General features: G+C 73.1%; 14 protein-coding genes. 9 read left to right on the top strand and 5 right to left on the bottom strand.

Annotated features, from left to right (window positions below):
* The coding region (locus tag I4I78_RS21835; protein ID WP_218613325.1) for a methyltransferase domain-containing protein at window positions 1-1,241 on the top strand (1,241 nt) is incomplete at its 5' end.
* Between the two features lie 33 nt (window positions 1,242-1,274).
* Here I4I78_RS21835 and I4I78_RS21830 read toward each other — a convergent pair.
* The gene (locus I4I78_RS21830; RefSeq protein WP_218613324.1) at window positions 1,275-1,706 is read right to left on the bottom strand and encodes a nitroreductase/quinone reductase family protein; all 432 of its coding nucleotides are present in this window, start codon (window positions 1,704-1,706) and stop codon (window positions 1,275-1,277) included.
* A gap of 50 nt (window positions 1,707-1,756) precedes the next feature.
* Window positions 1,757-3,889, bottom strand: a complete 2,133-nt coding sequence (locus I4I78_RS21825) for an ATP-dependent DNA helicase RecQ (protein WP_218613323.1) — start codon at window positions 3,887-3,889, stop codon at window positions 1,757-1,759.
* A gap of 214 nt (window positions 3,890-4,103) precedes the next feature.
* On the opposite strand from I4I78_RS21825, the gene I4I78_RS21820 reads away from it, so the two are divergent.
* The 3 genes from I4I78_RS21820 to I4I78_RS21810 all read left to right on the top strand — a co-directional run bounded on the left by I4I78_RS21820 (window position 4,104) and on the right by I4I78_RS21810 (window position 7,381).
* Complete coding sequence (locus I4I78_RS21820) at window positions 4,104-4,865, top strand: sulfite exporter TauE/SafE family protein (protein WP_218613322.1); 762 nt, start codon at window positions 4,104-4,106, stop codon at window positions 4,863-4,865.
* Between the two features lie 86 nt (window positions 4,866-4,951).
* Window positions 4,952-5,851, top strand: a complete 900-nt coding sequence (locus I4I78_RS21815; RefSeq protein WP_218613321.1) for a MoxR family ATPase — start codon at window positions 4,952-4,954, stop codon at window positions 5,849-5,851.
* Window positions 5,852-5,911: 60 nt separating this feature from the next.
* The gene (locus tag I4I78_RS21810) at window positions 5,912-7,381 is read left to right on the top strand and encodes a VWA domain-containing protein (protein ID WP_218613320.1); all 1,470 of its coding nucleotides are present in this window, start codon (window positions 5,912-5,914) and stop codon (window positions 7,379-7,381) included.
* A 126-nt stretch (window positions 7,382-7,507) separates the two neighbouring features.
* Here I4I78_RS21810 and I4I78_RS21805 read toward each other — a convergent pair whose 3' ends face one another.
* Complete coding sequence (locus tag I4I78_RS21805; RefSeq protein ID WP_218613319.1) at window positions 7,508-8,161, bottom strand: hypothetical protein; 654 nt, start codon at window positions 8,159-8,161, stop codon at window positions 7,508-7,510.
* A 127-nt stretch (window positions 8,162-8,288) separates the two neighbouring features.
* Here I4I78_RS21805 and I4I78_RS21800 point away from each other — a divergent pair, with 127 nt between their 5' ends.
* Window positions 8,289-8,651 carry an SPW repeat protein gene (locus tag I4I78_RS21800; RefSeq protein ID WP_218613318.1) on the top strand — a complete coding sequence of 121 codons (363 nt, stop codon included), beginning with the start codon at window positions 8,289-8,291 and terminating at the stop codon, window positions 8,649-8,651.
* Window positions 8,652-8,728: 77 nt separating this feature from the next.
* Window positions 8,729-9,361: a helix-turn-helix domain-containing protein gene (locus I4I78_RS21795; RefSeq protein ID WP_308252284.1), complete on the top strand. Its 633-nt coding sequence runs from the start codon at window positions 8,729-8,731 to the stop codon at window positions 9,359-9,361.
* Here I4I78_RS21795 and I4I78_RS21790 read toward each other — a convergent pair.
* Window positions 9,306-9,971, bottom strand: a complete 666-nt coding sequence (locus tag I4I78_RS21790; protein ID WP_218613317.1) for a DUF998 domain-containing protein — start codon at window positions 9,969-9,971, stop codon at window positions 9,306-9,308. The genes I4I78_RS21795 and I4I78_RS21790 overlap by 56 nt on opposite strands.
* A 94-nt stretch (window positions 9,972-10,065) precedes the next feature.
* On the opposite strand from I4I78_RS21790, the gene I4I78_RS21785 reads away from it, so the two are divergent.
* Complete coding sequence (locus I4I78_RS21785; protein WP_218613316.1) at window positions 10,066-10,773, top strand: alpha-ketoglutarate-dependent dioxygenase AlkB; 708 nt, start codon at window positions 10,066-10,068, stop codon at window positions 10,771-10,773.
* A gap of 17 nt (window positions 10,774-10,790) precedes the next feature.
* Complete coding sequence (nadD, locus tag I4I78_RS21780; protein ID WP_218613315.1) at window positions 10,791-11,384, top strand: nicotinate-nucleotide adenylyltransferase; 594 nt, start codon at window positions 10,791-10,793, stop codon at window positions 11,382-11,384.
* 144 nt (window positions 11,385-11,528) lie between these two features.
* On the opposite strand, the gene I4I78_RS21775 is transcribed toward nadD, so the two are convergent.
* Complete coding sequence (locus I4I78_RS21775) at window positions 11,529-12,026, bottom strand: polyketide cyclase (protein ID WP_218613314.1); 498 nt, start codon at window positions 12,024-12,026, stop codon at window positions 11,529-11,531.
* 133 nt (window positions 12,027-12,159) lie between these two features.
* Between I4I78_RS21775 and I4I78_RS21770 the strand changes: the two genes are divergently transcribed.
* Window positions 12,160-12,729 carry a TetR/AcrR family transcriptional regulator gene (locus I4I78_RS21770; protein ID WP_218613313.1) on the top strand — a complete coding sequence of 190 codons (570 nt, stop codon included), beginning with the start codon at window positions 12,160-12,162 and terminating at the stop codon, window positions 12,727-12,729.
* Window positions 12,730-12,778: the final 49 nt, after the last annotated feature.

Below are 12,778 nucleotides of genomic sequence, written 5' to 3'. Positions count from 1 at the left end.
GGGACGGCCGGGTGCGCAGCCCGGCCGTTCGGGACGCGCTCGCCTCGGTGCCGCGGCACCTGTTCCTGCCCGACCTGACGCCCGCCGACGCCTACGCCGACGAGGCCGTCGCGATCAAGGTCGTGGACGGCGTGACGATCAGCTCGGTGTCCCAGCCGTCGATGGTGGCGATCATGCTCGAGCAGCTCGCCGCCGAGCCCGGCCACCGGGTGCTGGAGATCGGTGCCGGGGCGGGGTGGAACGCGGGCCTGCTCGCCCGGATCGTCGGCCCGGCCGGTGCGGTGACGACCGTCGACATCGACGACGACCTCGTCCGCGACACCGAGCGGAACCTGGCTGCCGCCGCCGTCGCGGATGTCCGGGCGGTGACCGCGGACGGCGCGGCCGGGCACCCGCCCGCTGCGCCCTACGACCGGATCGAGCTCACCGTCGGCAGCACCGACATCCGCCCGGAGTGGGTGGCGCAGCTCGTGCCCGGCGGACGGCTGCTGCTGCCGCTGGCCGTGCGCGGCAGCCAGCTCTCGGTCGCGTTCGAGCTGACCGGGCCGGGACGGCTGGACTCGGTCTCGGTCCGCAGCTGCGCGTTCATCCGGCTGCGCGGGACGGGTGCGGACACCGATCCGGCGGTCACGCTGGGCGAGGGCTGGGCGATGCAGGTCGCCGAGAGCGGGGGGCCGGACCCGGCTCTCGTCTCGCGGGCGCTGTCCGGGCCGGGCGCGCAGGCCGACCCGTCCCCGGAGCCGGGCTCGGTCACCGACGTCTGGGACGGGCTGGGTCTCTGGTGCGCGCTGGCCGATCCGGCCGTGTTCCGCCTGCTCGCCGTGGAACCGGCCGCCGAGACCGAGACCGGGCGGGCCATGTTCGGCTCGGGTACGACCCGGGTCGCGCTGGGGGTGGCGACCGGTGACGGCGTCGCCCTGCTGATGGCCGAGCCGCGCGGCGGCATCCGGACGTTCGGTGGCGCGGGGGGTGTGGCGGCGGCGCGGCTCTGCGCACTGGTGCGGGGCTGGACGACGGCCGGGCGCCCGGAGGCGGCGGACCTGAGGATCTCGGCCGAGATGACCGGCCCCGACCCCGAGGCCACTTCCGGCCCTGCGACCGTTCCCGACCCTGCGACCTTTCCCGGCGCCGCGACCGCTGCCGACCCGGTGACGGGCGGACGGACCGCGGCCCGTGTCGTGGTGCGGACCGCCCATGCGAAGCTCGTCCTGCAGTGGCCGGCCCCGGCACCGGACGGCTGAGCCACGGAGCAGGCCGGAGGCCGGGGACCGTGCTCAGGCCCGCGGCTCGAGGAGCACCAGGGGGATCTCCCGCTCGGTGCGGCGCTGGTACCCGGCGTAGTTGCGGTACTTGCCGGCGATCTTCGGCCACATCTCGGCGCGGGTGGCCGGGTCGGCGATCCGCGCCCGCATCGGCTGCCGGGCCCCGCCCTTGAGGGCGACCTCGACGTCGGGCTGGTCGCGCAGGTTCAGGAACCACGCCGGGTGCGTGTCGTCCCCGCCGCGGGAGGCGACGACGACGTAGGCGTCGCCCTCGCGTAGCGGGGCGGTCAGCATCACCGAGCGGGCCTGCCCGGTCTTGCGGCCGACCGTGGTCAGCTCCAGGACCGGCATGCCCATCGCGTCGTGGCCCAGGCGCCCGCCGGACGCGGAGATCAGCAGCCGGTGGGCGGCGTTCATGGTCTTGAGCAGGAAGTCGGACGGCATGGCGCGACCCTATGCCGCAGGCGCGGCGGGGTCCGCCCGGGCGGGTCCGCTCAGCCGGCCACCGCGAGGGCGAGCGGCAGCACCTCCCCGGCCCCCGCGCGGCGCACGGCGCGGGCGGCGACGGTCATCGTCCAGCCGGAGTCGACCAGGTCGTCGACCAGCAGCACCGGCCCGTCCAGGCCGGAGAGGTCCGGCAGCGCCGACGCGTCGAAGCCCTCCCACACCGCGGCGAGGCGCTGGGCGGAGTTCTCCCGCCGGACCGGCCGGTCGCCGGCCGGGGGAAGCGTCCCGAGCAGCGGCAGCCGCCCGATCTCCGAGATCCGCCGGGCCAGATGCTCGAGCTGGTGCGGACGGGTGCGCGAGCCGATCCCGACCACGCCGACCGGACGCCGTTCCCAGCCCCAGCCGGCCAGCACGGTCACGACGGCGTCGAGCACGTCCGTGGGCACCGGCACGTCCTCGGCGGGGGACTCCGGCGAGCCGAGCAGCTCGCGCAGCCGGGTGCCCCACCCGATGTCGGACAGGCGCCCGATGGCCCGTCCCGTGCCGGCCAGCTCGCCCGCGGCGATCTTGCCGGACGCCGGGACGTCGAGCTCGGACATTCCGCTGGGCCACTGCTTGCGCGGCGCCAGCTCGATGCCCGGCCGTGTCAGCCGCGCCTGCGCGGCGGTCTCGCTGTCGCCGGTGACCTCGTCGGACCACACGGTGCCGGTGCAGGTGTCGCAGCGCCCGCACGGTGTCGGGTCCGGGTCGTCGAGCTGGCGGCGCAGGAACACCAGGCGGCACTCGGTCGTCGCGATGTAGTCGAGCATCGCCTGCTGCTCCTCCTTGCGCGCCGTGGCGACCCGCTGGTGGCGGTCGGAGTCGTAGACCCACTCCTCGCCGGTGGAGACCCAGCCGCCCTTGACGCGTTTCGCCGCGCCGTCGGAGTCGAGGACCTTGAGCAGCATCTCCAGCCGGGTCCGGGACAGGTCCACCCGCGTCTCGATCGACGCCGTCGACTGCGGCACCGACGACAGCACGTCCAGGGTCTGGCGGACGAGCGGCTCCGGCGGGAAGGCCAGCGAGGCGAAGTAGGCCCAGATGTCGCGGTCCTCGCGGCCGGGCAGCAGCACCACCTCGGCCCGGTCCAGGGCACGGCCCGCGCGACCGATCTGCTGGTAGTAGGCCACAGGCGAGCCGGGCGCGCCGAGGTGCACGACGAATCCGAGGTCCGGCTTGTCGAAACCCATCCCGAGCGCGCTCGTCGCCACCAGGGCCTTGACCCGGTTCCCGAGCAGGTCCGACTCGGCGTCCAGACGGGCCTGCTGGTCGGTCCTGCCGGAGTAGGACCGCACCGCGAACCCGCGTTCGGTGAGGAACTCGGCCACCTCGTCGGTGGCCGCCACGGTCAGCGTGTAGATGATCCCGGCGCCGGGCAGCTCCTCCAGACGCGAGGCCAGCCAGGCCAGGCGCCGCGCCGGGGTCGGTAGCGGGACGACCGACAGGCGAAGGCTCTCCCGGTCCAGGGACCCGCGCAGCACCAGGGTGCCGCCGTCGTCCGAGGACTCTCTCCCGATCCCGAGCTGCTCGGTCACGTCGCGGACCACCCGGTCGTTCGCCGTCGCCGTGGTGGCCAGCACCGGGATACCCGAGGGCAGGTCCGAGATCAGGGTGCGCAGCCGGCGGTAGTCCGGGCGGAAGTCGTGCCCCCAGTCGGACACGCAGTGCGCCTCGTCCACGACCAGCATCCCGGCCGTCGCGGCGAGCTTGGGCAGCACCCGGTCCCGGAAGTCGGGGTTGTTCAGGCGCTCCGGGCTGAGCAGCAGGACGTCGACCTCGCCGGCCTCGATCTCGGCGTAGACCGAGTCCCACTCGTCGTTGTTCGCCGAGTTCACCGTGACGGCGACGATCCCGGCCCGGACCGCGGCGTCGATCTGGTTGCGCATCAGCGCCAGCAGCGGCGAGACGATCACGGTCGGACCGGCGCCCTGCTCGCGCAGCAGTGCGGTGGCCACGAAGTAGACCGCCGACTTGCCCCACCCGGTGCGCTGCACCACCAGCGCCCGGCGGTGCTGGGCGACCAGCGCCTCGATCGCCGTCCACTGGTCCTCACGCAGCCGGGCGTCGCCACCGGCCAGGGTGCCGAGGATCTCCTCGGCCCGGGTGCGCAGATCCTGCTCGGTCGTCGTCACGGGAACCATGGTGGCCCCCGGCACCGACAATTCGCGCCCGCCCCCGTCGCTCCGGCGCCGGGAGCCGCGACAACCGGTGCCGGCGCCCGGCGTGGCGGTGGCGAGGTAGCGTCGCCGCCGTGGGACACACCGGGGGAGCGTCCCGGCCGTCGTGCCCGGGAGAAGCCGTGCGCCCGACCCGGGCCGCCGCCGCGCACCGGTGCCGCGGGCGCGGAGGACCCCGGTGACGGCCGAGCCGGTCACCTGGGTGCTGCTGGCGTTGTTCGGGCTCATCGGCGGCGTCGGGATCACCACGGTCGGAGCGGGCGGGGTGCTGCCCACCATCGGGCTCTTCGCGCTGACGGCCCTGACCCCGGCCCAGGTGGCGGGCACGGCCATCGTCACCCACGTCGCCACCGGCACGCTGGGCGCGGCCGCCTACGCCCGCTCCGGACAGCTGCGCGAACCGGCGACACGCCGCACTGCGCAGCTCCTGGCCGGCACCGCCGTCGTCGGCACCCCGATCGGCGTACTGATCAACTCGGTGGTGTCGGAGCGGGCGTTCGGGCTGGTGCTCGGGGTCTTCGTGGTGCTGGTGGCCGGGCTCGTGTGGTACCGCGAGCGCCGGCAGCCCACGGCCGCGCCGGTCCACCCCTCGGCGACCCGGGTCGTTCCGCTGGGGCTGGTGGTGGCCACGGCCAGCGGCATCGTCGGCATCGGTGGGCCGATGCTCACCGTCCCGTTGCTCGTCGCGCTCGGCGTCCCCGTACTGGAATCCCTCGCCGCGGCCCAGGTCCAGTCGATCGTCATCGCCGGCGTCGGGACCGTGGGCTACCTCCTGGCCGGCGCCGTCGACTGGCCCCTGGCCGTCCTGGTCGGCATCCCGGAACTCGTCGGCGTCCTGATCGGCTGGAAGATCGCCCGGGCGCTGCCCACCCGGAGCCTGAAGTACGCCCTGATCATCACGTTGCTCGCGCTGGCCCCCTACCTCGTCCTGCACGGCTGACGGCGCTCGCCGACGTCGGGCCGTGAGGTGACCCGGGTCACCGGTGGACGGCGGTGGTGCGACGGATCCGGGGGTCGCAGGGCAGGATGATCGGCGTGAGTGCTCCGCAGTCCCCGCAGTTCGGGTCGGTCGACGACGTCGTCGAGCGGCTGGCCGGTGTCGGCTACCTCGCCTCCACCGGCGTCGCCACGACCGTCTACCTGGCCGACAAGCTGGGCAAACCGCTGCTCGTCGAGGGCCCGGCCGGCGTCGGCAAGACCGAGCTGGCCAAGGCCGTGGCCGAGGCGACGGGCTCCGGGCTGGTCCGCCTGCAGTGCTACGAGGGCATCGACGAGGCCCGCGCCCTCTACGAGTGGAACCACGCCAAGCAGCTGCTGCGGATCACCGCCGGCCAGAACCCGTCGTCACAGGGGGCCGAGGGCTGGGACGCCACCCGCGACGACGTGTTCTCCGAGGAGTTCCTGCTCCCGCGCCCGCTGCTGACCGCGATCCGGCGCAGCGACCCGACCGTCCTGCTGATCGACGAGATCGACAAGGCCGACGTCGAGGTCGAGGGGCTGCTGCTGGAGGTGCTCTCGGACTACCAGGTCTCGATCCCGGAGATGGGCACGATCACCGCCACCCGGCGCCCGTTCGCGCTGCTGACCTCGAACTCCACCCGCGAGCTGTCCGAGGCGCTCAAGCGTCGCTGCCTGTTCCTGCACCTGGACTTCCCGGACGCCGACCTGGAGCGCCGGATCGTCGCCTCCCGCGTCCCGGAGCTCACCGAGAGCCTCACCGACGCGCTGGTCCGCACCGTGCGCGTGCTGCGCGCGATGGAGCTGCGCAAGGCGCCCAGCGTCGCCGAGACCATCGACTGGGGCCGCACCCTGCTGGCGCTGGGGCTGGACACGCTCGACGACGACACGGTCCGCGCGACCCTCGGCGTCGTGCTCAAGCACCAGTCCGACGCGGAGAAGGCGGCCGCGGAGCTGCGCCTGAACTGACCGTGCGGGACGGCTGCTCGCCTGGTGGTGTCCTCGCGACGGGTGCCGCATGATGGATCCATGACCAGCGCACCGCCCCTGCCCCCCGCCGGTCGGGGGAGGCCCCCGGAGCACGGGATCCCCGGGCACCTGGTCGACTTCGTGGCCGCGCTGCGCCGCAGCGGGGTCGCCGTCGGGCCGGGGGAGACGATCGACGCCGCCCAGGTGATCGGCGCGATCGACCTGCTGCGCCGCGACCACCTGCGCGAGGGCTTGGCCGCGGCGCTGCTGCGCCGCTCCGGGCAGCGCGACACGTTCGACGCGCTGTTCGATCTCTGGTTCCCGGCCGTGATGGGAGCCGGCTCGAGCGAGGTCGACGTGCCCCGCATCGACGACGGCGAGGACGGCTCCGGGGACGGGCCGGTCGACGTCGACGCGCTGCGCGAGATCCTGGCCGACCTGCTGCGCGACGGCGACGAGGAGACCCTGCGCGACCTCGCCCGGGCCGCGGTCGAGGCGATGGGCACCTCCGGCGCGGCCGGGCAGGGCGTGCGCGGGCAGACCGCGAAGCCGAACTGGTCGGCCTACCAGGCCCTCAACGCGCTGTCCCCGGACACGCTGCTGGCCCAGATCCTGGCCGGGCTGCAGTCGCGGGACGACGCAGAGAGCTCGGCCTTCGTCTCCGAGGTCCGCCGCCGCGAGATCCGGGACCGGATCGCACGGTTTCGCCAGATGATCCGCGACGAGGTGCGCCGCCGGACCGCCGAGCAGCGCGGCCGCGAGCAGATCGCGAAGTCCTCGGTGCCGAAGCAGACCGAGCAGATCGAGTTCCTCACCGCCTACGCCGAGCAGCTCTCCCAGCTCCGGCGCACCGTGCACCCGCTGGCCCGACGGCTGGCGTCGCGGCTCGCGGTCCGGCGCAAGCGGGCCCGTCGCGGGACCCTCGACATGCGGCGCACGCTGCGCCGCTCGATGTCCACCGGCGGCGTCCCGATGGACCCGGCCTACCGCACGCGCCGTCCCGGCCGTCCGGAGCTGGTGATCCTCTGTGATGTCTCCGGCTCGGTCGCCGGTTTCAGCCACTTCACGTTGCTGCTGGTCCAGGCGCTGCGCGAGCAGTTCTCCAAGGTGCGGGTGTTCGCGTTCGTCGAGTGCACCGACGAGGTGACGCACCTGTTCACCCCCGGCGCGGAGCTGTCCGGGGTGATGCAGCGGGTGCTGCGCGAGGCCGAGCTGACCGCGTTCGACGGGCACTCCGACTACGGCAACGCCCTCGGCGGGTTCGCCGAGCACTGGGGTGAGGCGATCACGTCGAAGACGTCGCTGCTGATCCTCGGGGACGGGCGCACGAACTACCGCGACCCCAACCTGCGCATCCTCAAGCGCCTGGCCTCGCAGGCCCGGCACGCGCACTGGCTCAACCCGGAGCCGCGCCGGCAGTGGGGCAGTGGCGACTCGGCGGCCCTGCGCTACGCCGACGTCCTGCCGATGCACGAGTGCCGCACGATCGGCCAGCTCACCGACGTCGTCGAGGGGCTGCTCCCGGTCTGACCGTTCCTGGCTGCTGATCAGCGGGTCGGTACCGATCGTGGCCATCCGTGGCCGTGATCGGTACCCGGCCCGCGATCACGAGCGTCCCTCCGGGCGGAAACGGTGTCGTCCGGCGCCCGGACGCCGTCAGGGCAGGTAGGGCACCTCGCTGCCCTCGACCGAGGGCAGCGCCTCCGCGCGTTGGGCTTCCCGGTGCACCCGGCGCACCGCGCGGACCTGCCACACCAGCCCGAGCAGGATCAGCAGCACCACTCCGGCGGTGACCGGCCCGAGCCACGGCAGTGGGTGGTCGGTGTTCGGCGTGCCCATGACGACCGGCCCGAGGAGCGCGAACGCCCCCGCGACCACGACCGGCACCCGAGCCCCCGCCGCCACCTCGACCGCGACCAGCCTCCGCTGCTCCGCTCCGAGGCGGCCCCCGGCGTGCAGCGTGCGCCGGGCCCGCCTGCGGTCGGACTCGGTCCCCGACGCCGGGCCGGGACGGGGCAGTACCCGCTTCGGTGCGCGCGGGGCCACGAACCACAGCCCGACGACCCCGGCCAGGTGCACCAGTCCACCGACGACGATCGCCGCCCACAGCCATGCCGAGCGGGTCACGTCGCCCACCGCCAGCGTGGCGATCACGACGCCGTAGGCCAGCGCCACGAGCGCGAACAACCGGCACAGCACGACGAAGCGTCTCGACGCGCGGCGCACCACCGGCCACGGCGACGAGTCGGCCGAAGGCGTGACGCTCACGTCCTCGGCGGTGGCCGGGCCGTCGGTGTCCGGGGCGCGCATGTCGCCGGACGCTACCCGGGAGCGGGCCGCGCCCGGCCGGACCCGCCCCGGACAGGTCTTGACCGGCCGGCCAATCAAGCGTAGACCTGAGGTATCCCACAGGGAGCTCACAGAGAAGGTGTTCGAGATGGTTGAGAGGTCATGGCAGCGCTGGCAGGACTGGGCCGCGTTGGTGATCGGCGTTCTCACGGCTCTGTCGCCCCTCGTGACGACGACTGATGCCGCCGCCGCGTGGACGATGGTCGTACTCGGAGTGGTGCTCGCCGCCACGTCGCTCTGGTCGCTGGGCGCGCCGCGCTCGGTGTCCAGCGAGTACGTGCACGGTGTCCTCGGTGTCCTGCTGTTCATCGCCCCGTGGGTGATGGGCTACAGCGGTCTCGCCGGGGCGTCGTGGACGTCCTGGATCGCCGGCGTGCTGGCCGTGGCGGTCGCCGCGACCGCCATCCCGGTGGCGAGCGCCGCGCACCGCGGGGCGGTGGCGGCCCGCTGATCCACGACGAGAACCACGCGAGGGCCGCGACCCGTACCGGGGTCGCGGCCCTCGCCGTGTGAGAGGACGCTGAACCGGTGGACGAGCCCGTTGCCGACGTGAGCGAGCCGAGCACCGGCGACGGCCCGGCCCGGGAGCGGATCCTCGCCGCTGCCGAGACGCTGTTCGCCGAGCACGGCTTCGACGCCACCCCCACCTCGAAGGTCGCCGAGCGCGCCTCGGTGCCCAAGGGGCTGGTGCACTACTACTTCCGCCGCAAGCCCGACCTGCTCGAGGCCCTGGTCGACCGGCTGCCCCGTGACGTCGTCCGGTGCTCCGAGGTGATTGTGGCCGGGGACCTGACGGCGAGCCTGCGGCGGCTCGTGGTCGCCCTCGACGAGTCGTTGGACGACTCGGCCGTCCTGTCCCACCTGCTCTGGCGCGAGGCCGACACGCTGCCGGTCGTCCGTGACGCGCTGCAGCGCCGGTTCGACGAGCTGGTCGCGGCCGTGCAGGAGGTGATCGTCGGCGCCACCGGGCGGGAGGCCTCGGACGACGTGCGCGGGGCGTCGTTGCTGCTGGCCTCGGCGATCGGGCACCGGCACGCGATGGCACGGCACGCCGCCGACGACACCGGGGAGATGGAGCGCGAGCTGGCGTTCGTCGTCGGTGCGCTCACACCGCCGGGGCCGCGAGCCCGGGCCGGTCACGCAGCACGGTGTCACCCTTGACGAACCAGGCGACCCCGAACGCGACGATCGCGGCGGCCTCCAGCCAGAACAGCGGCCGCAGGACCCGGGCGAGCTCGTCCGGGACGAACAGACCGTTGAACAGGGCCAGTGCGAGGCAGGCCAGGATCACGATCCCGCACGTGCGGTAGACGGCGTTGCGCGCCGACTTGCGGGCGGTCGGGGCGCCGTCGTCGCGGGTGAACAGGACCAGGCAGAACCACGCCAGCGACACGAAGAACGCCACGGCGAACGCCAGGTGCAGCCAGCCGACGACGGTCTGCGCGGCGCTCGCCGCTCCCTCCGGACGGGTCGGGAACAGGGCGACCCCGATCGCGGCCACCCCGGCCAGGTTGCCCAGCCGGTCGTCGGGCTGCTCGTAGCGGTAGCAGAACAGGAAGATTCCGACCGCGCACAGGCTGCCGACGAACACGTCGCGCATCCCGGTGTAGTAGTAGCTGCTGATCGACGACCGCGGCCCGTCGCCGGTGAGCAGCAGGTTCCCGATCGCGAGCACGAACGGCAGCGCGATGCCGATGATCCCGACGCTGCGGCGCAGGCCGATGTAGGACAGCACCGCGCCGCGCGCGCTGGTGCCGGACGGCGAGGTCATGCCGGGCTCCCTCTCGGGTTCGACGGGGCTGGTCGTGATCTTCGCACCGGCGGGGCCGGGACGTCGCCCGGACGGAGTCTCGAACTATTGTTCGATGGAGGGTAGCGTCGTCGGGGTGACGGTCGACCTGAGCTGGCAGTCCTCGCTGTTCGACATCGCTCCGGATGCCGGGGCGGCGCCGGGCGGGTTCGACGGGGTGTGTCGGCACGAACTCGCGCACGGCGCGTGGGTGGACGTGGTGCCGGGATGGCTGCGCGGCGCCGACGAGCTGTTCGTCCGGCTGCTCGAGACGACGCCGTGGCGAGGACACGAGCTGTGGATGTACGACCGGACGGTGCCCGAGCCCCGCGTCACGCACCGCTGGCGGATCGACGCCGGCGAACCCGCCGATCGTCCGGAGCCGCTGCTGGCGGACATGGCGACGGAGCTGGGAGAGCGCTACGACGTCGCGTTCACCCAGGTCGGCGCGAACCTCTACCGCGACGGCGCGGACAGCGTCGCCTGGCACGGGGACCGGGTGGCGCGCGAGATGGCCACCTCGGTCGTCGCGTTGGTGTCCCTCGGCGCGACGCGTCCGCTGCGGCTGCGTCCGACCGGTGGGGGCGCGTCGGTGTCGTTCCCGCTCGCGTCCGGGGACCTGCTGGTGATGGGCGGGTCGTGTCAGCGCACCTGGCAGCACAGCGTCCCCAAGGTCCGCGACTGCGGCCCGCGGATCAGCGTGCAGTTCCGGCACGCCTACCCGACCGGTGACCGCGCGCGGCGACGCGAGATCGCCGACACGCCGGTGCCGCAACCGCGGTGACCGCATAGTCTGCGCCGATGCAGCGCAAGATCGGCGTGATGGGCGGGACGTTCGATCCGATCCACCACGGCCACCTGGTCGCGGCCTCCGAGGTCGCCGACCGGTTCGCCCTGGACGAGGTCATCTTCGTGCCGACCGGCCAGCCGTGGCAGAAGACCTCGCGGGTGGTCAGCGCGGCCGAGGACCGCTACCTGATGACGGTGGTGGCGACGGCGTCGAACCCTCGGTTCTCGGTGAGCCGGGTCGACGTCGACCGGCACGGCCCGACCTACACCGCCGACACCCTCGCCGACCTGCACGCCGCGATGCCCGACGACCACCTCTTCTTCATCACCGGCGCCGACGCACTGCAGCAGATCCTGTCCTGGCACAAGGTCGACGAGCTCTTCCGCTACGCGCACTTCGTCGGCGTCACCCGGCCCGGCTACGAACTCGGCGACGACCACCTCCCGGTCGGATCGGTCACGCTCGTCGAGGTGCCCGCGCTGTCGATCTCGTCCAGCGAGTGCCGGGAACGTGTCACGGCCGGACGCCCGGTCTGGTACCTCGTGCCCGACGGCGTCGTCCAGTACATCTCCAAGCGCCGTCTCTACGTAAGTTCCGGCCTCTGACCAGCGACTTCTCCGACCAGGGCCCCGCCGGTACAGGTCCGGTACGAGATCGTCCGACACGGCGGCGGTGTCTCCTGGTGCTCCGGTCGCGTTCGGCTCGCTCAGCCGAACGTCCGGCAGCAGGGGATGAGCCACCGCTCGTCCTCAGTGCTGCTGCTCGGCGAGATTCTTGAAGTTCAGCAACTGCCGCCGAGCCATGACCAGATCGCCGACGGACAGCCCGATGCCCACCCAACGGTTGATCTGCATGACGACTTTGAGTAGCAGGCGCGTCGTGTCGCGGTCCTGGGGTAGGACGACATAGGACATGAATGCGCCGATGATGGTGCCGGTCAGCTGTGTCCCCGGGGTGACCGAAACGATCCGACCCAGTTCCCGTCCACCGGCGGTGGTGAACCGTTCTCCGACCTGAGGCTCAGAAAGACCTGCCAGCTCGCGTGGCGAGCGCCGGCCGAGGTTGTCGACCCAGTCGTAGGAGTACGGCGCCAGCCTTATCTGCGCAACCCAGGGCCATACCACTTCGGCGGGCGCTTCGACGGTCACGCCCCGCCACAGCTGCAATGCGGAGGCGGTGACGAAGTCGTCGCACGGGTAGGGGCGCAAGATCTCGCCGTCGCGCACTCCCCATCGGTCACCGATCATGCTTCCATCCTCCACCATCCTCGTTGTCTGAACGCCTCACGCCGAAAACAGCCCAGTCACCGCTGACGCGATTCTCGGATCTCGACTCCGACCATGAGGACCGTCACGGGACCAAGTCCCGTAAGGTGCTCCCATGGCTCGCTGGGAACCCGACGCATCGCGACGTCTCATCGACGTCGCCCTGGAACTGTTCGCGGACCGCGGGTACGACAACACGACCGTGGTCGACATCGCCCAACGCGCCGGGCTCGCCAAGAGCACGTTCTTCCGGCATTTCCAGGACAAGCGTGAGGTGCTCTTCGGGGAGGACGCGCTGATCGAGCCGCTCGTCGACGCCATCGCCGCGGCTCCCTCCGCCGCCGCCCCGCTCGAAGCGATGGCGTGCGGCTTCGACGCGCTCGGCCGCGACGTCTTCACACCGGACCACCGCGCCTTCACCGTCCGCCGCCGAGCGGTCATCGACGCCCATCCCGACCTGCAGGAACGCGAGGCGCTGAAGGGCATGAGCCTCACCGCAGCGGTCGTGGACGCCCTCGCGCGCCGCGGCGTCCCCCGTCTGGTCGCCGGGGTGACCGCACAGCTGGGGGCGCTCGCCCTGCAGGTCGCGGTCGAGCGGTGGGGCGAGGCGGAGGGTGCCGACGACTTCGGTGACCTCACCCGGCAGGCTCTGGGTGAGGTGCACGCCGCCGCCTCGACCATGTGAGATCCCATCCCCCGGAGACCCGGTATGACCAGCAAGTTCACCGAGCTGG

This window comes from Pseudonocardia sp. KRD291 (assembly GCF_019263595.1).
In the GTDB taxonomy this organism is placed as follows: domain Bacteria; phylum Actinomycetota; class Actinomycetes; order Mycobacteriales; family Pseudonocardiaceae; genus Pseudonocardia.
The sequence above is the reverse complement of the archived record's forward strand: the minus strand, read 5'-3'. Positions and strand labels throughout refer to the sequence as shown.